The following is a 19,963-nucleotide window of genomic DNA, read 5'->3' on the forward strand; positions in this document are numbered from 1 at the left end:
CCGCGTCGGTAATCTCTGGGAAGGCAACGACCGAACGTGAAGCTGCGACGCCGCCAACGGGAGCGGTTGTTCCTCGGGCTCCAGTACCTGGTCTTCATCGCCATCATCGCCACGGTGGCGTTTGCCGCGGACTGGGACAGGCTGAAGGACGCGTTTTTCCGCGTCGACATCATCAAGTCGATGTTCCCGACGATCATCACCGTCGCGCTGCGCAACACCCTCCTCTACACGTTGGGCGCGTTCGCCTTCGGCCTCCTGTTCGGCACCATCCTCGCGCTGATGAGGTTGTCCCGGGTGGCGCCGTACCGCTGGGTGGCGACGGCGTACATCGAGCTGTTCCGGGGTCTGCCCGCGCTGCTGGTGCTGTTCCTCGTCGGGTACGGCATCCCGATCGCGTTCCCGGAGCGCGAGATTCCGGGCGGCGTGTTCGGTTCGATCGCGATCGGTCTCGGGTTGACTGCCGCCGCCTACATGGCGGAGACCATCCGGGCTGGCATCCAGGCCGTCCCCAAGGGGCAGATGGAGGCGGCGCGCACCCTCGGCATGTCGCACTTCACCGCCATGCGCACGATCGTCATCCCGCAGGCGTTCCGGATCGTGATCCCGCCGCTGACGAACGAACTGATCCTGCTCACCAAGGACTCGTCGCTGGCCTACGTGCTGGGCGTGACGGCGCAGACCATCGAGATCACCAAGTTCGGTCGGGACATGCTGAACGACCGGGTGAACGCCACCCCGCTGCTGGTGGCCGGTCTTGCCTACCTGATCATCACCCTGCCCCTGTCCCAGGTGGTACGACGCCTCGAACTCCGCTACGCCAAGGCTCGGTGACCCGCATGACGACCGTCCAATCCCGCCCTGCCGTCGAGATCCGCGACCTGCACAAGTCCTTCGGGCAGCTTGAGGTGCTCAAGGGCATCGACTTCGAGGTTGGCCAGGGCGAGGTGGTCTGCGTCATCGGGCCGTCCGGGTCCGGTAAGTCGACGCTGCTGCGCTGCGTCGACCTGCTGGAGGAGCCGACGGCCGGCAAGATCTGGGTCAACGGGGTCGAGATGACCGACCCGGATGTCGAGATCGACGCGGCGCGCCGCGGCATCGGCATGGTCTTCCAGTCGTTCAACCTGTTTCCGCACCTGACCGTGCTGAACAACCTCACCATCGCCCAGCGGCGGGTGCTCCGGCGCAGCCGCGCCGACGCCGAGCGGATCGCGCGGGTCAACCTGGAGCGCGTCGGTCTGACCGACAAGGCTGACGCGTTCCCGGCGCAGCTGTCCGGTGGGCAGCAGCAGCGGGCGGCGATCGCCCGGTCACTGTCGATGGAGCCGAAGCTGATGCTCTTCGACGAGCCGACCTCCGCGCTCGACCCGGAACTGGTCGGTGACGTGCTCACCGTCATGCGCAAGCTGGCCGAGGACGGCATGACGATGATGGTGGTCACCCACGAGATGGCGTTTGCCCGCGACGTGGCCGACCGGGTCGTGTTCATGGATGGTGGCGTGGTGGTCGAGCAGGGGCCGCCGCAGGAGGTGCTCGGCGCGCCGAAGCACGAACGGACCCGCGCGTTCCTGTCCCGGGTCCTCGACCCGACCCATGTCGCGCAGCTCGGTCAGCCCACGGAGACGCCCGAGCCGCCGGAGGCATCCAGCCTCCCGGCCGACGACCGCCACGACCTCTGACCAACCACTTCCGTACGTCGGGCCGCCTCAGCGATGAGGCGGCCCGACGTCGTTCTGCGCGTCCGCCCGCCGACAGTCGAGGCGGATGAGCGGTCCGCCCGGGACTGAGCCGGCCAGGGTGCATGGCTGGTGGCCTGCGTGTCAGGTTCATGTCAATCGAAAGACGTCGTGATGTCAAGGTAATCTTCTTGCAATCAGACCTGGACTTTCGTCGATGGATTACATAAGTTGCTGTCATTCATCGAAAGTTCTGAGTCTTCCGAGCAGAGACCGCGACGAGCCTCACCTCAGTCGTGCTGCCGCCGCCTGTGCTCGGCGGTCGATGCACCCTGCCCTCGTCGCGTCTTCGCCCGGTTGGGAACGGAGACCCATGGACGATCACGCCGGTGGCTCCCACCGTCACCTGTCCCGCAGATCCCTGATCGCCACCGGGGCGCTCGCCGCCGGGGCGCTGGGCGCGTCCGCCCCGACGATCGGCACCGCGTTCGGAGGCAGCCCCGCACAGGCTGCCGCCGGTGTCACGAAGAAGGTCACCATCTACGCCGAGCAGCTGCCCGACGGCCTGTTCGGCTACGGCCTGGCGCCCGGCCAGGCCACCGTGCCGGGGCCGATCCTGGAGATCTACGAGGGTGACACCCTGGAGATCACCCTGGTCAACACCACCAACCAGAGGCTGTCCATCCATCCGCACGGGGTGGACTACAGCACCGAGTCGGACGGCAGCCCGTTGAACGCCTCGTTCAACAATCCCGGTGAGACGCGGACGTACGTCTGGCGCACGCGGGAGATGGTCGCCGCGGCCGGCCGGCGGTTCATGCCGGGCAGCGCCGGCTACTGGCACTACCACGATCACGCCATGGGCACCGACCACGGCACCGCCGGGGTGGCGAAGGGCCTCTATGGGGCGCTGATCGTCCGGCGGCGCGGCGACATCCTGCCGGAGAAGCAGTTCACCGTCGTGTTCCACGACATGACGATCAACAACCGGATGGCGCCGGCGACCCCGATGTTCGAGGCGAACCTGGGCCAGCGCGTGGAGTGGATCGCCATCGGGCACGGCAACCTGTTCCACACCTTCCACCTGCACGCGCACCGCTGGGCGGACAACCGCACCGGAATGCTGGAGGGACTGAGCGACCCAAGTCTGGTGATCGACAACAAGGACCTCAACCCGGGCAGCTCGTTCGGGTTCCAGGTGCTGGCCGGGGAGGGCGTCGGGCCCGGCGCGTGGATGTACCACTGCCACGTGCAGAACCACTCCGATGGCGGCATGGCGGGGATCTTCCTGGTGCGCAACGCCGACGGCAGCATGCCGCCGGGCGCCGAGGAGGCGATCCACCGGTTCCAGGGCCACACCCACACGCACGGAAGCTGACCGAACCGAAAGTAGGGACGGGATGACCAGAAAATCACGACGGGCACTTGCCGCGATAGCGGCCTTCGCGGCGCTGATCCCGGCAACGACGGCAGCGGCCGCGCCGAGCACGGCAGCCGCACCACGACCGGCAGCCGCAGCGCAGCCGCAGAAGACCGCGGTCCTGGTGTTCCACGGGCCGGTGGCCGAGCAGCAGGACCCGGTTTCTCGCGCGGTGGACACCATCAAGCAGCTTGGTGCCGCTCATGACATCGATGTCACAGCCACCACGGACCCGGCCGTCTTCACCACGGCCGGGCTGTCCGCGTACCGCAGCGTGGTCTTTCTTTCCGCGACGGGCGCCGCGCTCAACCGCGACCAGGAGTCGGCGCTGCAGAGCTACATGAAGGCCGGCGGCGGCTTCGTCGGCATCGCCGACGCCGCCCGCGCCCAGGTCGACTCGGCCTGGTTCACCGGCCTGATCGGCACCCGCCCGGCGGGCGCCATCCCGGTGGCCGAGCCGGTGGCCGCGGTGACCGCCAGCGGCGAGAACCCGCCGACCGAGTCCAAGGAGAAGCTGTCCGACGGCGACGCCAACACCAAGTGGCTGGTCCGCACCCCGACCGCGTGGGTGGCCTACCAACTGGCCGCGCCCAAGCGGATCACCGGGTACGCGCTGACGTCGGCCAACGACTTCGTCGGGCGGGACCCGAAGGACTGGACCCTGCAGGGCTCTAACGACGGCCAGAGCTGGTCCGATCTGGACCGGCGCACCAACCAGACCTTCGCGGAGCGGTTCCAGACCCGCCGCTTCGACATCGCCACGCCGCAGGAGTTCACCCGCTACCGGCTGAACATCACCGCCAACAGCGGTGAGCCGCTGATCCAGCTCGCCGACCTGCGCCTGTTCACCGGCACGGCCACCGCGCCGCCGCCGACCCCCGTGAACCGGGCGGTGGTCGACATCCTGGACCGCAAACATCCGGCGACCGCGTCGCTGCCCCTGACGATCACCCGGTCCGACCGCTGGGACAACTGGGACCCGAACCCGATCGGCACGGTGCACACTCTCGCCCAGGTCGAGGAGCGGCACTACAACCCGGGGGCGGCCGCGAACGGCGCGTTCCACCCGGTGTCCTGGTGCCGGGACTACGACGGTGGCCGGTCGTTCTACACCGGCATGGGCCACACCGAGGGCAGCTACGGCGAGGAGGCGTTCCGCACGCACCTCACCGGCGCTCTCAACTGGACCACCGGCCGCGTACGCGGCGACTGCCAGGCCACGATCGCCGCGAACTACAAGGTGGAGAGGCTCACCGCGGCCAACCAGACCGGGCAGTTGGACCAGATCGGCGAGCCGCACGGCCTCACCATCGCGCCGGACGGCACGGTCTTCTACGTCGGCAAGGCGGCCTGCCCGAGCGGCCCGATCGCCGACTGGAACGACCCGAACGTCGGCCTGGGCTGCGGCACCATCCACTCGTGGGACCCACGGACCAAGCAGGTCAAACTGCTCACCACCCTTGAGGTGATGGGCAACCGGGGCAGCGGCTCCGAGCTGGTGAAGAACGAGGAGGGCCTGCTCGGCATCGTGCCCGACCCCGCGTTCGCCGAGAACGGGTGGCTCTACGTCTACTGGATGCCACACGAGTCGGTCGACCGGGTACAGCGGGTCGGGCAACGGACCATCTCGCGGTTCACCTACGACCGCCAGGCGCAGACCATCGATCAGGCCACCCGCAAGGACCTGCTGCAGTTCCCGGTGCAGATCCACAGCTGCTGCCACGCCGGTGGCGGCATGGCGTTCGACGCCAAGGGCAACCTCTACGTCGGCTCCGGCGACAACAACTCCTCCGAGGGATCGCAGGGCTACTCCGGCAACAACTGGACCCAGGAGTACCAGGGGATCTCGTTCCAGGACGCCCGCCGCACGTCGGGCAACACCAACGACCTCGCCGGCAAGATCATCCGGATCCACCCGGAGGCGGACGGCACGTACACCATCCCGGAGGGCAACCTGTTCCCACCGGGCACCGAGAAGACCCGGCCGGAGATCTACGTGATGGGCGTACGCAACATCGCCCGCCTGCAGATCGACCCGGTGCACCAGTGGCTGACCGCCGGCTGGGTCGGCCCGGACGCCGCATCGCCCAGCCCCACCCTGGGCCCGGCCAAGTACGAGACCGCCACCATCATCACCTCGGCCGGTAACCAGGGCTGGCCGTACTGCATGGGCAACCGGCAGCCGTACCGGGATCGCAGCAGCACCGACGCGACAGTGCTGACCGGCTGGTACGACTGCGACAACCTGAAGAACACCTCCCCGCGTAACACCGGTCTGGTGGACATCCCCGCGGCCCGGGACAACATGATCTGGTATTCGCCGGACGGCGGCGGCCCGGTGTTCCCCAAGCGGACCGACGGCAGCGGCCTCCCGACCTACGTCGCGGCCGACGCCACCTACACGCAGCCGTACCTGCGGGGCGGCGGGCAGGCCATCATGTCCGGCCCGACGTACCACCGCGAGCTCGTCGACACCAACAGTGGCGTTGCCTGGCCGGAGCACTGGGACGGCAAGTGGTTCATCGGCGACCAGTCGAACGCGACCAACCGGGTCGCGGTCACCGTCGACCCGGCCGGCGTGCCGCAGGCCGCTCCGCCGGTGTACGCCGAGTCGCTGCGGGCCATCATCCCCGGCGGCAACGGTGACGCCCGGCTGCAGAGCTGGATGGACGCCAAGTTCGGCCCGGACGGCGCGCTCTACCTGCTCGACTACGGCGGCGGGTTCTTCAGCCTGCACGACAACCAGAAGCTGATCCGGGTCACCTACACCGGTGGTGCTCCCACCCCGGCGCCGGCCGCGACCTCGGTCGCCGTGCAGAACAAGCCGTTGACCATCGCCTTCAACGGCTCCCGCTCCGGCGGCGTCAGCCACCGGTGGGAGTTCGGCGACGGCGCCACGTCGACCGAGGCGAACCCCCGGCACACGTACGCCAAGGTCGGCACCTACACGGCGAAGCTGACCGTCACGTACGCCGACGGCGAGACGGCGACCGTGCAGACCACGGTCACGGTGGGCTGCGCGGTGCCGGACAGCCGGCAGAACGTGTGGCTCGGCGACACGGACACCGGGGTGCCCAGTCGTACGGTCGGGCAGGGCTGCACCATCAACGACCTGATCGACGACGAGAGCACCTGGGCCGACCACAACGGATTCGTCCGGCACGTGAGCACGGTGACCCGTGTGTTGCAGGACGACGGTCTGCTCAATGCCCGCGAATCCGGCACGCTGACCCGCCTGGCCGCCGCGTCCGATATCGGCCGGGACGGACACACCGGGTACGAGCCCCTCTACGACGGCACCCCGGAGTCGCTGCTCGGCTGGCAACAGGCGCCGACGGGATCGTTCAGCATCCAGCCGGACGGGGCGCTGCGCTCCAGCGGCGGCATGGGCATGCTCTGGCACACCAAGGAGTTCGGTGACTTCTCGGTGCGGCTGCAGTTCAAGGACATCGCACCGGGCACGAATCGGGCCAACACCGGCGTCTTCACCCGATTCCCGGACCCGCGGATCCCGCTGGAGCAGCGGCCCGAGGGCAGCTGCGGCACAGTCGGATCGGCTCGTACCTCCCAAGCCTGGGTGGCGATCTTCTGTGGACACGAGATTCAGATCTACGACGGCGAGACCGGTGAGCCGCAGAAGACCGGATCGGTCTACAACTTCGACTCCGTGCCGCTCGCCCAGGCCGGCGTGACTCCGAAGAACCAGTGGAACGACTACGAGATCCGCGTCGTCGGGCAGCACTACACGATGATCCGCAACGGTGTGGTGATCAACGAGTTCGACAACACCCCGGGCAAGCAGTCGTCCCGGGCCGGCGACCCGCCGACCGACCTGCGGCAGTTCCTCCGCGGCTTCATCGGCCTGCAGAACCACGGTGACAACGACCTGACCGAGTTCCGCAACGTCCGCGTGCGGGAGCTCTAGGAGTGACGATGACCCGACGACTGACGGCCGCGCTGGCGGCGCTCCTGCTCACGGTGATCCCGTTGGCAGCGACGCCCGCCTCCGCCGCCCCGCGCGTCGCCGCCGACCAGGTGTTGACCTGGACCGCCGACGACAACATCACCCGCTACAAGTCCGCACCCACCTCGGCCGTGGCCGGTGCCACCACCATCATCTGGGAGAACAGCGCGGCCACCGGCAACACCACCGGAATGCCGCACACGCTGACCTTCGACACCTCCACCGAGGGTTACAACCACGACGTCACGCTCAACATCCTGGCCAGCCCGTTCGACGCCAACGACGGCCGCCACCAGGCGACCGTCAACCTGACGCCGGGCCGGTACCGCTACTTCTGCTCGATCCCCGGCCACAGCCAGATGGTCGGTGAGCTGGTGGTCACCGAGGGCGGAGGCGGCGGCGACACCACACCGCCGACGGTCGCCGGCACCGTGGCCGGTGAGCGCGACCAAGACGGCAACTACCTCGGTGCGGCCACGGTGACCGTCACGGCCACCGACGCCGACTCCGGCGTGGACACCGTCGAGTACCAGGTCGACGACACCAGCTTCCTGCCGTACACGCAGCCGGTGCAGGTGACCGCGATCGGCGACCACTCGGTGCAGTTCCGGGCCACCGACCAGGCCGGCAACACCAGTGCCGTCGGCTCGGTGTCGTTCCGGATCGTCGAGCCGGGGGAGGAGGACACCACCGCGCCGGTGGTGACGGCGACCCTGGCCGGCGACCCGGACGGCGACGGCAACTACATCGGTACGGCGACGGCCACGCTGACCGCCACCGACACCGGGTCCGGCGTCGCCACCATCGAGTACTCGCTGGACGGGGCCGAATTCACCGCGTACGCGAACCCGATCGTCGTGACCGCGGTCGGGATGCACATGCTGCACTACCGGGCGACCGACGTCGCCGGGAACACGTCAGCCGAGCAGATGTCCCACTTCACTGTCGTCGCACCGCCGGCCGAGGACACCACGCCACCCGCAGCGGCTGCGACGGTCGCCGGCGAGCGCAACAGCGACGGCGCGTACGTCGGCGGCGCGACAGTCACCGTCACCGCGACCGACGACGACTCGGGTGTGGCGTCGATCGAGTACGCGCTCGACAGTGGTGGCTGGACCGCGTACACCGGCCCGGTCTCCGTCCGGACCGTCGGCGCCCACACCCTGCGGTACCGGGCGATCGACACCGCCGGGAACGCCTCCACCGAGCAGTCGACGACGTTCACGGTGGTGGCCGACGGCACCGACGGCTGCGCCGACTCGGACACCCGAGCCACGGTGATCATCGACGGCGACGACACCGGGGTGGCCAACGTCGACACCGGCGACGGCTGCACCATCAACGATCTGATCGACGAACACGCCGACTACCCAGGCCACGCCGATTTCGTCCGGCACGTCGAGGCGGTCACGACCGCGCTCGTGACCGGCGGCACGCTCAACCGGCGGCAGCAGGGCGCCATCGTCCGGGCTGCGGCCCGATCGGACGTCGGCGCATGAGTCCTCGAATCTCATCGACAGGGAGTACAACGATGCCCGGACGTACCGTCGTCAAGCTCGCCACCGTGAGCGCCGTCGTCGCCGCCTCGGTGTTGGCGGTGGCGCCCACCGCACACGCCGACCTGGTCACCCACTGCATCGGCACCGGCGGTGCCGTGACCGTGCCCAACGACCTGTTGGTGCCGGCGGGCCAGTCGTGCGCGCTGACCGGCACCACGATCACCGGCAACGTCACCGTCGCGGCCGGCGGCAACCTGGTGGTTGCCGGTGGCCGGGTCAGCGGCGAGATCCGCGTTGCCGCGGACGGCTACCTCGACGCCACCGAGACGACCATCGACGGCCAGGTGGTGCTGGCCGCCGGCGGCTACGGCGTCTTCCTCAAAGACGCCCGCAGCGGCAACGTGACCGTGCGGCCGAAGGGCTCCGCGACCATCGACAGCTTCCTGTTCGTGGAGGAGTCGACGATCGTCGGGACGGTCAACGCGGGCGCCGGTGAGGTGCGGCTCGACCGTGGCACCCAGGTGGAACGTAACGTCAGCAGCACCGGCACCTACTACACCGACGTGCACGACTCCTTCGTCGACGGCACGCTGTCGGTGCTGAACAGCGCCACCGGCAGTGTGGTGTGCGGCAGCGCGGTCCGTGGCCAGGCCACCTTCGCCGGCAACCTGGGTGGTGTGCAGCTCGGCCCGAACGGCACCCTCGACAGTTGCGCCTCCGGCGGCTACTGGGGCCGGGACGTCAGCATCACCAGCACCACCGGTGGCGTCAGCGTCGACGACAACATCATCGACGGCCAGCTGACCGTGACGTCCAACGACCCGGCCGCCCAGGTGGCCGCGAACAACCGGATCCGCGGCGGCGTGACCGGCGACCAGGCCGCCGCGACCACCAACCGGGCCGCCCGGATGGCCGCCCCGGACCGGGAGGACGCCGGCGATCAGCGGGCCGAGACCCGTCGTACCTCGGCGGTGCAGGAGGCCACCGCGGCCGGCGACGCCCGGCTCTAGCTGCTCGACGCGACGGCGGCCGGCCACCTCGGATCGAGGGTGACCGGCCGCCGCCGTCGTACCGCGTCGCGGCCCGTGCTTGCGTGTCGGTGCCGGCGTCGGCAGAATCCCCGGTCGTGACGGAAGATCACGAGCCGGAGCACGGCGAAGACGAGACGGTCATCGAGAACTACGTCGCCGAGTGCCCCATCGACGCGGAGCTGGCCGATCAGCTGATCGGCCTGGCCGACCTGCCGTGGAACGATCCGGACGCCACCAGCCGGGCGATGCGCGCTCTCGGCTGGACCGCCGACGCGGCGCCGACCGACGAAACTCGCATCGTCACCGCGGCCGGTCACGCCATCTACGGCGACTACTGCCTCTACATGCCCTTCGTCCACTACTACACGGTGGGTGGAGAGCTGTGGCCGGATGACTTCTGGGGCTCGCAGCCCGGCTGGTCGAGCCAGCGGGACGCCGGTCGCCAGGATTTCGAGGCGTGCGTCGACGCCGCGATCGACCGGTTCACCGAACGGCTCGGCCCCCCGGAGTGGGACGTCCGGACCGACGGCAGGAACATCTCCGTCGGCGGCTACTCCTGGCGGTACGCCGCCTGGCGGCGGGCCGGCAACATCCTTGTCGTCGGCCCGACCCTGGACGGCTACTCCTACTCCCAGGACGAGGAAGCCGTCGTCTACATCGGTCAGTTCGCGCAGGACCGCCCGTTCCCGGACGCTGCCGACTTCCGCAGCCTCATGCGTACGGGTTGATCGTCGACCCCGAGGCCGATACACGACGCCCTGACCAGGGGGTGCAGCTTCCCACCCGATAATCCATCGCGCCCGTGGGTGCCTGAGTGCTACGAAGGGAAAGTGCCTGACCTTGATGCCACGTCCCTGGAGACTCCGCGGTTGTTGTTGCGCCGCTGGCACAGCGATGATCTGGACGGGTTCGCCGCAGTCAACGCGCAGCCCGAGGTGATGCGTTACATCCACGACGGCCGCACCCTGGACCGGGCCGGGACCGCGGAGCGTCTAGCCACCTACCAGCGGCACTGGGACGAACAGGGCTTCGGCCTGTACGCGGTGCAGATCAAGGAGACCGGCGAGCTGGCCGGTTTCACCGGACTGGCGGTGCCGACCTTCCTGCCGGAGATCATGCCGGCGGTGGAGATCGGCTGGCGGCTCGGCCGCGCGTACTGGGGCCGGGGCCTGGCTACCGAGGCTGCCCAGGCCGTTGTCGCCCACACTCGTGCCGAGCTCGCCCTGCGGCGGCTGGTCAGCATCCACGTCGTCGGCAACGAGGCGTCCGCGCGGGTGATGGTCAAGCTGGGCATGTCGCTGGAGCGCGAAACCGTGCGGCCGGACACCGGCCGCCGGGTCCGGGTCTACGCGATGGACCTGTAGACAGATCTTCGCGGCCAGGCCCGAGGCCGCCGACACGAAGGGCGGCAAGAAGGGGACGTTCAGCACGAAGGCCAGCCAGAAAGGCGGCCGGCGGTGACCGTCGGTCACCTCGATGGCGGCGGATGCGGTGGTGAGCGGTATACCTCAGAGTCATATTCATACCTCTGAGGCATACCGCTCACCAGCACATCAACATGGCGGGCAGCCAAAGCGGATGGCGAGGGCCCTTCGCAGACCGGTGAGGTCAGTGGGCGTGCGGCAGCCCGCTCAACTCCGGCTTGCCGGGCGGGACCAGGGCCGGAACGAGGATGGCTGCCACAGTGGCGGCGATGGCCGTCGCGGTGTAGGCGTCGGTGAATCCGTCGATGGAGGGCGCACTGGTGAGCCCGGCTGCGGCGAGGGTGGAGGCCGTCGCGACGCCGATGGCGCCGCCCAGTTCGTGGAAGGTGTTGAGCACGCCCGAGGCGAGACCCTCCTCTCCGTGGTCGACGTGTGCCAACGCGGACGTGGCGGCGGTGACGAACACGGGGCCGACTCCGGCCGCGGCGATGACGATCCCGGGCAGCAGCCCGGTGTAGACCGTGCCGTCGGCAGAGAGTTGCGTGAGCAGTCCCGTGCCCACTGCGACCAGCGCGAGGCCGATGGCGGCGACTGGCCGCGTGCCGATGCTGGCGACCAGGCGGCCGGCCAGGTGCGCCCCAACTCCGGTGGCCAGTGCGGCGGGCAGGAACAGCAGTCCGGTCTCCATCGCGCTGAGGTGGCGTAGATGCTGCAGGTACAGCGAGCCGAGGAAGAACACTGAGATCAGCAGCCCAGATCCGATGAGCATCAGGAACGCGCCCGCGACCACGGGTCGGCGGGCCAGCATCCCTACGTGCATCAGCGGGTTACGGACTGTCCGTTCGATGACGACGAACACCGCGTACAGCAGGGCTGCGGCAGCCAGCGGCACCAGGGTTGCGGCGCTGCCCCAGCCGGCGTCGCCGGCGGTGACCAGCCCGTAGATGAGCGAGCCGGTGGCGGCGGTGACGGCCAGCGCTCCGAGGATGTCGATGCGCTGCTTGTCGCGGTGCGCTCGCAGGGTGGCGGGGACGGTCGCCGGGAGGAACGCCAGCACGGTGGCGCCGATCGGCACGTTGACGAAGAAGGCCCATCGCCAGCCGGGACCGGCGGTGAGGACGCCGCCTGCCAGTACCCCGGCGGCGAAACCGATGCCGCCGAGCCCTGCCCACACGCCGAGCGCCTTGTTGCGCTCGCGGCCATGGAAGGTGGCGGTGACGGTCGACAGCGCCGCGGGGGACAGCAGAGCCGCCCCGATACCCTGTGCGATGCGTCCGCCGATCAGCAGCGTCTCGTTCTGGGCAAAACCGGTGCCGAGCGAGGCGATGGTGAAGACCGTCAGCCCGATGAGCATCATCCGGCGGGCTCCGAAGAGATCGGCGAGCCGTCCGCCGAGCAGCATCAGCCCGCCGAAGAACAGTGTGTAGCTGGTGATTGCCCAGGTGAGCGCGGTGCGCTCCAGTCGCAGGTCAGCGCCGATCTCGGGGAGGGCGACGTTCACCACGGTCACGTCGAGGATCAACATGAACTGGGCCACGCTGATCAGCGCGAGCGCCGCCCAGCGGCGCGGATGTGCCGAGGCCTCGGTCGTCGGTGGGCTGTGCAGCGCAGGTGAGGGTTGAGGCATCGGGCGTTCCGTTCCTTGTGATTGGAGGGGCACCGCAGCGATCACGGTGTCCGGCCGGACGTAAGTCGTACAGGCCTGTTCGGCTTTGAAGGTACCCCACGGGGGTGGGAAGTTGAACAGTGGTGTTCGACTACTTGTATGATCTGGCCATGGCGCGCACCAGAGACCACGGAGACCGAGTGGCCGGGACGCCCAGGAGGGCCGACGCGGAACGCAACATCGCGGCGATCATCACCGCCGCCGCCGAGTGTTTCGCCCGTGACCCGGATGCCAGCATGACCACCATCGCCAAGGCTGCCGGTCTGGGCCGGGTCACCCTGTACGCGCATTTCCCGTCCAGGGAGCAACTACTGAGGACGGTGCTCGCCGAGACGATCGCCGAGAGCGCCGGCATCATCGAGGCCGTTTCACCTGATGAAGGGCCGCCCGCCGAGGTGTTCGCTCAGTTGATCCGATCCTGTTGGCCGCTGCTCAGCAGGTTCGGCAGCCTGCACGTCGCCGTGCAGCGTGCCCTGCCCGCCGACGAAGTGCGCCGCCGCCACGATCAGCCGTTGGCCCATGTCGAGCGGCTCGTCGCCCGTGGTCAGGCGGAGGGTGCCTTCCGTACGGACCTGCCGGTCGAATGGCTGGTCACGACCGTCTACACACTGCTGCACGCGGCCGCAGACGAGGCCGCCGCCGGGCGGCTGGCCACAGAGTCCGTCGGCGAGATCCTCGAAAAGACCCTGTTGGCCATGCTGAGGCCCGAGTAGAAGCATCGGGGTGTCGATCCGGCGCCGCCCTCGCAACCCAGATCATCCAGGCGCACCACGGCATCCACGTGTCTGTCCGCGTCGTGTCGCGTCCGTTGCCGGCGGATTCGGGTCAGATCGGGGCGAGTTCCGGGATGCCGTAGTGCTGGTCCAGCACCTGCATGGCGGCGCCCGCCGCGATGACGTCGGCACCCAGACTGGACAGGGTCACCTTCGTGGTGAGCCAGGCCGTGCGTCGCACGTCCGCCCGAACGGCGTCGGCGACTGCCGCGAGATAGGTCTCCGGGTGCCGGAGGAGATCCGCGCCCGCCAGCACCACGTGTGCGAGGTCGAGCGTCTGGAGCAGGTTGACGACGCCCACTGCCACGACGTGTGCGGCGCGTGCGACGTCTCCGGCCTCGGCGGCGTGGTTGTGCACGATCTCCAGGCAACCGTGGCGACCGCAGACGCAGCGGGGCCCGTTCAGGTCGACGACCGTGTGGCCGAATTCTCCGGCGTTGGTGTGCGCGCCCCGGTGGGCTGTGCCGCCCAGCCAGAAGCCGCCGCCGATGCCGGACTCGATCATGATGAGAGCCGCGTCGCCGAACGTCGCCCCGTGCCGCCAGGCCTCGGCCGTGATCCCGGCGGTGACGTCCTTGTCGAGGTGCACGGGCAGGCCCAGGTGTTTCTCGGCGATCTCACGCAACGGCACGTCGTGCCAGTGGCGCAGCCCGTGGGCGCCGCGGACCAGGCCGTGGGCGTGGTCCAGCGGGCCGATCATGCCGATGCCCACGCCGGTGAGTTGGCCGCCTCCGAGGTCGTCGACGCCGGTCATCGCCTTGATGCCGGATGCCAGGGCGTCGAGAAGCTGCGGTGGGGTGAAGTCGCCGGGTAGCGGACTGACCGCCGAGTGATGCACGGTGCCGGCGAGGTCGACCAGGACGAGCCGCAGCGTGCGCCGGGCGACGTGGGCGCCGATCGCGTACCGGCTGTGGGGGACGAGTTCGTAGACGACCGCGGGCTTGCCGACGCCGGGGCGGCGGACGCCGGTGGGACGGATCAGGCCGTCGACGGTCAGGCGGGCGATGACCTTGGAGACGGCCTGCGGCGTCAAGCCGGTGGCCTGGACCACGGTCGACCGCTCGAACGTTCCGACGGTACGCCCCACCGCCATGACCAGCGCTTGGTTGTAGCCGCGTAGGAAGTTGACGTCCGCAGTGATGCGAGTCATCTCACCACCCTATTACGCAACGCTGTTGCTAAATTCTCTCGGTGATCGAGTTGAGCAGAGGTCGACGGACGGCGGCGCTTGTCGCACTGGCACTGGGTGGCGTCGCGATCGGCCTGACCGAGTTCGTGGCGATGGGTCTGCTGCCCGACATCGCGCGCGATCTGCTCTCCCAGGAGTACGCCCGGTCGTCGTCGGGCGCGGTCGCCCAGGCCGGCTGGATGATCACCGCGTACGCGCTCGGCGTGGTCGTGGGCGCGCCCCTGATCGCCGCGCTGAGCGCGCGCCTGCCCCGCAAGAAGCTCGTCCTCGGGCTGCTGGTGCTCTTCGCTGTTGGCACTGTCGCGTCCGCGATCGCCCCCACCTTCGACCTGGTGCTGGTGGCTCGGTTCGCGGCGGCGCTGCCGCACGGCGCGTACTTCGGAGCGGCCGGCCTGCTCGCGGCGACGCTGATGGGCCCCGGTAACGAGGCCCGTGGTTTCGCCATCGTGCTCAGCGGCCTGACCGTGAGCAACGTGGTCGGCGTACCCCTCATCACCCGGCTCGGGCAGACGGCCGGCTGGCGTGCCGCGTACCTGATCATCGCCGGCGTCTTCGTGCTCACCCTGCTGGCGGTGCTGGCTGTCGTCCCGGAGGTCGCCGCCGCGGTCGACGGCTCGCCGGCCGCCGAGCTGCGGGCGCTGCGAACCTCGCAGGTCTGGCTGGTCGCCGCGACGGGCGCGGTCGGTTTCGCCGGGTTCTTCGCGGTGAACACCTACATCGCACCGGTCACCACCGACGTCGCCGGACTCTCCGCCGCGACGGTGCCGTGGGCGCTGGTCGCGGTCGGTCTCGGCATGACCGTCGGGAATGCCCTGGGCGGCTGGCTCGCGGACCGCGACCTGCGGCGCAGCATGATCATCGGATTCGTCGCGATGATCGTCAGTATCGCCGCGTTCAGCCTCGTCGCGTCGACCCGGGCCGGCCTGTTCGTGGGCGCGTTCCTGGTCGGCGCGACAAGCCTCTACCTCGGCCCGGTCCTGCAGGCACGCCTGATCACCGTCGCCCCGGGAGCGCAGCTGATGGGGGCGGCGGTCAACCAGTCGGCCATGAACATCGCGAACAGCCTGGGCGCCGCCCTGGGCAGCGTCGCCATCGCCGCCGGGTTCGGTTACCTCGCACCGGCCCGGGTCGGCGTCGTCCTGGGCATCCTCGGGCTGGCCCTGGGAGTGGTCAGCTTCGCCGCCGGGCGACGCGTGCAGGAGCGGGTTCCGGCCACCGTCGCGAGGTGAGGTGGCCTTGCTGCCGACTCTCGGTCAGTTCACCTCTCTGGCGAGCAGGTCGCCGACGGCGGCGCGGACCGGATCGGGGTTCGACCAGCTCCAGTTCGGGTGCGCACGGTTGGTGAGCAGGGCGAGGACGAGTTTGCGGTTGGGGTCGACCAGGAGCGAGGGGCCGGCGAAGCCGGTGTGGCCGAAGGTCCGGGTCGAGGCGAGCCGGCCCATGAACCAGGCCTGGTTGAGGACGACCCCGAGGCCGTGGGCCGACGTCCGGTTGGGCCGCTCGGGGTCGACGGCCGGTTTCCCGGCGTTCTGGTTGGTGAGCATCCGGCGCACCGTCGCCGCGGCGAGGATCCGCTTGCCCTGGTGGGTGCCCCCGGCCAGGAGCATCTGACCGATCGCGGCGAGATCGGTGGCGGACGCGAAGATCCCGGCGTGACCGGCGACGCCGCCGAGGTGGTTGGCGACATCGTCGTGGACGGTGCCACGGAGCAGGCCCCGGGACGAGCGGGCGTCGGTGGCGACGAGGCGGCTGGCCTTCGCGTTGCCGGACAGCCAGGTGTTGGGGCTGAAACCGGTGTCGCGTAGGCCGAGCGGGCCGGTGAGGTTGCTCTTGAGCGCCTGGTCGAGCCGCTGACCGGTGACCTTCTCGACGATCTTGCCGGCGACCATGAGCCCGACACTGGAATAGCGGAACGTGTCACCTGGCACGGCGCCGGAGACCAGCCCGGTGGTGAGCACGGCGTTCCAACGCGCCGCGTTGTCGGCAAGTCCGGTGACCTTGGCGCCGACGGGGAGGCCGCTGGTGTGGGTGAGCAGCATCTCGACGGTGATCCGTTCCTTGCCCGCTCCGGTGAAGGCAGGCAGGTAGTCGCGGACCGGTGCCCCCAGCTCGACACGCCCCTTGTCGACCTGCTGCAGCAGCAGGATGGCCGTGTACACCTTCGTGACCGAGGCGAGGTCGAAGATGGAGTCGGGGCGCATCGCGACCCGCTTGCTCGCCGTGAGGAGCTTCGGGCCAGCGGCGTAGCGCAGCGCCTCCCCGACGGCGGTGTGCACCGTCGTCTTCCCATCGACCAGGACGACAGCGACAGCACCGGGGAAGCCCTTGTGCGTGACGGCCTGCGGTGTGGCGGGCAGCTGCTTGCGAAGCAGTGCGGTCACGTCCTGCGCGTAGCCGGCCTGCCCGGCGGGCGCGGCACCGCCGCCCGGGGAGGCGGTGGCGCTCGGCGCGCCGGAGGGTGGCGTGGTGTTCCCGGCCGAGCCGAACCCCACCCGGTTCCCGGCGGCGTCGGTCGCGGTCACCGCGTCGCCGGGACCGGCCGCATCGGGCCCCAGCGCGTCGTTGTCACCGCAGCCGGTGAGGGCGGAGGCTGCGGCGGCCAGGCCGGCTCCGAGCAGGGTACGACGTGCAACGGGCATGCCGGAGATCGTGACAGTTGACATGCACGCGCGCCAATCGACCCGTCCGATCGTCGAACGCGTCCACCCCATCGGTCAACAGGTGGTCACCCGGCGGACACCGTCGGTTGGCGTTCGGCGGTTGTGCGACGATCGTCGGGCGTCACGTCGAACGACCATCCGCACCCTTGGAGAGCACGATGTCCCTCTCCCCATCCCGGGTCTTCGCCGAGCTGAACGCGGTGCGCCCCCCCGGGCAGCCGTCCCCGATGATGGGTACGGCAGTCGTGGTCGGCGGCAGTGTCGCCGGCTTGCTGGCCGCCCGCGTGCTGTCCGACTACGCCACCAGCGTCGTCATCATCGACCGGGACGACCCGCAGGTGACCGGAGCGCGTCCCGGCGTACCCCAGGGGACGCAGCTGCACGCGCTGCTGCCCGGCGGCCTCCTCCAACTGGAGCTCCTGTTCCCGGGATTCCGCGACCAGGCAGTGGCCCGCGGTGCGGTCGAGGCACCGCCTGCGGCCCGGCGAAACTACCTCGACGGCCGGCCGAAGGTCGTCGTCCCCGACGACGCCGACAGCCTGGCGGGCAGCAGGCCACTCCTGGAGGGCTTGATCCGCCAGCAGGTGCTTCGACTGCCCAACGTCAAGACGGTCACCGCCCGTGCCACCGGTCTGGTGTTCGACGGCAGCGCGGTCACCGGGGTCCGTTACGACGTCGGTGGGGCGCCCGGCGTCGAGAGCGGTGACCTGGTGGTGGACGCCATGGGGCGGTCGAGCAAACTGTCGGCCTGGCTGGAGCAGGCCGACTGGGACAGGCCGGGCACGCGGCGAGTGACCGTGCACCTGAACTATGCGACCGCCCTGTTCCGACGCCCGGACGTGGACCCGGCCTCGACGGTCGTCCTGGCACTGCACACCCCGAAGATGGCCTCGGACGTGGCCGGCGCCGCGTTCTTCGCGATCGAGGATGGCCGGTGGATGGCCATGATGGCCGGATACGGCGACAACCGTCCCGGCCAGACCGCGGAGGATTTCGTCCGCCGGCTACGGGAGCAGTTCCCACCCGAGTTCGGCGATGTCGCCGGCCAGGAGCTGCTCGGCGACGTTCAGACCTACCACCATGCCGACAGCCGGCGACGGGACTTCCACGCGCTGAAGAGGTTTCCGGCCGGGCTCGTCAGCGTCGGCGACGCCGTCGCGTCCTTCAACCCGGTGTACGGGCAGGGAATGACGGCGGCGGGCCTGCACGCGGCCTGCCTGTCGACGTACCTGCGGTCCGGCCCGGATCTGACCGTGCCCGCGCACCACTACCTGGCTCTGCAGAAGGTCGTGGTCGACGCCGCATGGTCGACGTCGACCTCCGCCGACCTCGCGCTTCCCCACGTCGACGGGCCCTACCCGCGCGGCTACCGGATCACCGGCTGGGCCAGCAGGCAGATCCTCAACGCGACCGTCACGGACGTGGCGACCGCCCGACGGTTCAACGAGGTCGTCTCCATGCGGGAGCACCCGCTCACGCTGGCCAGGCCCGGCGTGCTCCTGGGTGCCCTACGTGCCAACCGCCGCGCACGCTGACGGTTGGCACGTCCCGTGCACAGCCAGTCCGACGACCGTGATCTGAATGAGTCCCATCGACACCGCAGTTACCCTTCTACGAACGCATCGCGTACAGCGAGCTGGTCAAACCTGACCCGCGCATTCCTCGGCGCGGCGTCCCCGCTGGTCTGCACTTTCAGAGTTGCTGTCGGGCTCGGAGTGTCCTCGACGATGACCACTTCCGTCACACCGGCCGGCAGGTCGGCAGGCCATCCCGCATCGTCGGTCGGATCACTGGTCAAGAGGCGCGCGGCACGTCCAATCAGGCCCGTGTCGGTGGCCCGCACTGGCCGCCACACCATCAACGCTGGCCTGGTCGGCTGTATGACGGACACCCGCAAAGGCGCGGCCGTGCGCGGTGGTGCTCAGCTGCCGTCCGGTCGTCGGCAGCGCCTGGGCCGGTCACTGACCGATCCACATGTGCAGGAGGTCTTCTTTGTCCACGATGCGACGCTCGGAGAGCTCGGCGAGTAGCTCCAGATGGACGGGTCCGTCGAAGATCTCCGCCCGGTCGGGACGCAGCGCCCCGCCGAGACCCAAGGCCGGGACAAAGCCATAGATGGTGTCGGGGCCTACCGGGCCACGCAGTGCGAGTATCCGATCGAACAACGGCTTCTTATCGGCGCCGTGCAGGTCAACACTGCGGCGGTCCTGGCACATCAACAGCGCGTAGAGCCGGTCATCGCGGCGATCGTCTGACATCGCGCGGCCCGCCCGATCCGTATGGACCACCCACCCGTGCTGCGCAGTGATCGTCAACCGCGAGCCCGTCTGCTGTCCCCACACCTGCAAATCGCCGAACGCACTGCGGCTCACGGCAATCCATCGCTCTTCTCTCGGTAGGGCAAGGCCGCTTGTCCATGCGTCGACCGCCGGCTGCCACACCTCGGGATCACACAACCAGAACGATCCGTTACCGAAGCCGGCGAATCCATACCGACGCCAACACGCCAGCAGTAGATCGGGCACCACTCCTGCAAACTGAGCCAGCCGATCAGCGTGGACCGGAGCGGAATAGGTTGGAGGTCCCCATATCTCAGCCAACTCGGCTACATCATCATCCACCATCGGTGCGCCTCCCCCTCGTGCCACGAACCACCTGCCTGCC

General features: G+C 69.6%; 16 protein-coding genes. 11 read left to right on the forward strand and 5 right to left on the reverse strand.

All coding sequences use genetic code 11. The features are described from left to right. Positions 1 to 36: 36 nt before the first annotated feature. The 8 genes from ACLQ28_RS17310 to ACLQ28_RS17345 all read left to right on the forward strand — a co-directional run bounded on the left by ACLQ28_RS17310 (position 37) and on the right by ACLQ28_RS17345 (position 10,951). Positions 37 to 831: an amino acid ABC transporter permease gene (locus ACLQ28_RS17310; RefSeq protein ID WP_425687296.1), complete on the forward strand. Its 795-nt coding sequence runs from the start codon at positions 37 to 39 to the stop codon at positions 829 to 831. Positions 832 to 836: 5 nt separating this feature from the next. Beyond that, positions 837 to 1,676, forward strand: a complete 840-nt coding sequence (locus ACLQ28_RS17315) for an amino acid ABC transporter ATP-binding protein (protein WP_425687297.1) — start codon at positions 837 to 839, stop codon at positions 1,674 to 1,676. Between the two features lie 370 nt (positions 1,677 to 2,046). Beyond that, entirely contained in the window at positions 2,047 to 3,051 is a 1,005-nt protein-coding gene (locus tag ACLQ28_RS17320; RefSeq protein WP_425687298.1) for a multicopper oxidase domain-containing protein, read from the forward strand. Positions 3,052 to 3,073: 22 nt separating this feature from the next. Next, positions 3,074 to 7,018: a ThuA domain-containing protein gene (locus ACLQ28_RS17325; RefSeq protein WP_425687299.1), complete on the forward strand. Its 3,945-nt coding sequence runs from the start codon at positions 3,074 to 3,076 to the stop codon at positions 7,016 to 7,018. Positions 7,019 to 7,026: 8 nt separating this feature from the next. Next, positions 7,027 to 8,556, forward strand: a complete 1,530-nt coding sequence (locus ACLQ28_RS17330; protein ID WP_425687300.1) for an OmpL47-type beta-barrel domain-containing protein — start codon at positions 7,027 to 7,029, stop codon at positions 8,554 to 8,556. Between the two features lie 32 nt (positions 8,557 to 8,588). Beyond that, the gene (locus ACLQ28_RS17335; RefSeq protein WP_425687301.1) at positions 8,589 to 9,566 is read left to right on the forward strand and encodes a hypothetical protein; all 978 of its coding nucleotides are present in this window, start codon (positions 8,589 to 8,591) and stop codon (positions 9,564 to 9,566) included. Positions 9,567 to 9,682: 116 nt separating this feature from the next. Further along, entirely contained in the window at positions 9,683 to 10,315 is a 633-nt protein-coding gene (locus tag ACLQ28_RS17340) for a hypothetical protein (RefSeq protein ID WP_425687302.1), read from the forward strand. Positions 10,316 to 10,417: 102 nt separating this feature from the next. Then, positions 10,418 to 10,951, forward strand: a complete 534-nt coding sequence (locus ACLQ28_RS17345; RefSeq protein WP_425687303.1) for a GNAT family N-acetyltransferase — start codon at positions 10,418 to 10,420, stop codon at positions 10,949 to 10,951. A 244-nt stretch (positions 10,952 to 11,195) separates the two neighbouring features. On the opposite strand, the gene ACLQ28_RS17350 is transcribed toward ACLQ28_RS17345, so the two are convergent. Next, positions 11,196 to 12,638 carry an MFS transporter gene (locus ACLQ28_RS17350; protein WP_425687304.1) on the reverse strand — a complete coding sequence of 481 codons (1,443 nt, stop codon included), beginning with the start codon at positions 12,636 to 12,638 and terminating at the stop codon, positions 11,196 to 11,198. A 149-nt stretch (positions 12,639 to 12,787) separates the two neighbouring features. Between ACLQ28_RS17350 and ACLQ28_RS17355 the strand changes: the two genes are divergently transcribed. Next, a complete protein-coding gene (locus ACLQ28_RS17355) occupies positions 12,788 to 13,390 on the forward strand; it encodes a TetR/AcrR family transcriptional regulator (RefSeq protein ID WP_425687305.1) in 603 nt (200 codons plus the stop codon). Positions 13,391 to 13,502: 112 nt separating this feature from the next. Here the strand turns inward: ACLQ28_RS17355 and ACLQ28_RS17360 are convergent, their stop codons facing one another. Continuing rightward, positions 13,503 to 14,600 carry an ROK family protein gene (locus ACLQ28_RS17360; RefSeq protein ID WP_425687306.1) on the reverse strand — a complete coding sequence of 366 codons (1,098 nt, stop codon included), beginning with the start codon at positions 14,598 to 14,600 and terminating at the stop codon, positions 13,503 to 13,505. A gap of 41 nt (positions 14,601 to 14,641) precedes the next feature. Between ACLQ28_RS17360 and ACLQ28_RS17365 the strand changes: the two genes are divergently transcribed. Next, a complete protein-coding gene (locus ACLQ28_RS17365) occupies positions 14,642 to 15,868 on the forward strand; it encodes an MFS transporter (protein WP_425687307.1) in 1,227 nt (408 codons plus the stop codon). Positions 15,869 to 15,892: 24 nt separating this feature from the next. On the opposite strand, the gene ACLQ28_RS17370 is transcribed toward ACLQ28_RS17365, so the two are convergent. Beyond that, a complete protein-coding gene (locus ACLQ28_RS17370) occupies positions 15,893 to 17,278 on the reverse strand; it encodes a serine hydrolase domain-containing protein (RefSeq protein WP_425687308.1) in 1,386 nt (461 codons plus the stop codon). 179 nt (positions 17,279 to 17,457) lie between these two features. Here ACLQ28_RS17370 and ACLQ28_RS17375 point away from each other — a divergent pair, with 179 nt between their 5' ends. Further along, positions 17,458 to 18,834 (forward strand): FAD-dependent oxidoreductase, encoded by a 1,377-nt coding sequence (locus tag ACLQ28_RS17375; RefSeq protein ID WP_425687309.1) that lies wholly within the window; start codon positions 17,458 to 17,460, stop codon positions 18,832 to 18,834. A gap of 68 nt (positions 18,835 to 18,902) precedes the next feature. Here ACLQ28_RS17375 and ACLQ28_RS17380 read toward each other — a convergent pair whose 3' ends face one another. Both ACLQ28_RS17380 and ACLQ28_RS17385 read right to left on the reverse strand, forming a co-directional pair. Further along, the gene (locus ACLQ28_RS17380) at positions 18,903 to 19,157 is read right to left on the reverse strand and encodes a DUF7161 family protein (protein ID WP_425687408.1); all 255 of its coding nucleotides are present in this window, start codon (positions 19,155 to 19,157) and stop codon (positions 18,903 to 18,905) included. 100 nt (positions 19,158 to 19,257) lie between these two features. Then, positions 19,258 to 19,923, reverse strand: coding sequence for a GAD-like domain-containing protein (locus ACLQ28_RS17385; RefSeq protein ID WP_425687310.1), 666 nt, complete (start codon positions 19,921 to 19,923; stop codon positions 19,258 to 19,260). Positions 19,924 to 19,963: the final 40 nt, after the last annotated feature.

It is taken from the genome of Micromonospora sp. DT201 (assembly GCF_049841575.1).
GTDB lineage: Bacteria > Actinomycetota > Actinomycetes > Mycobacteriales > Micromonosporaceae > Micromonospora.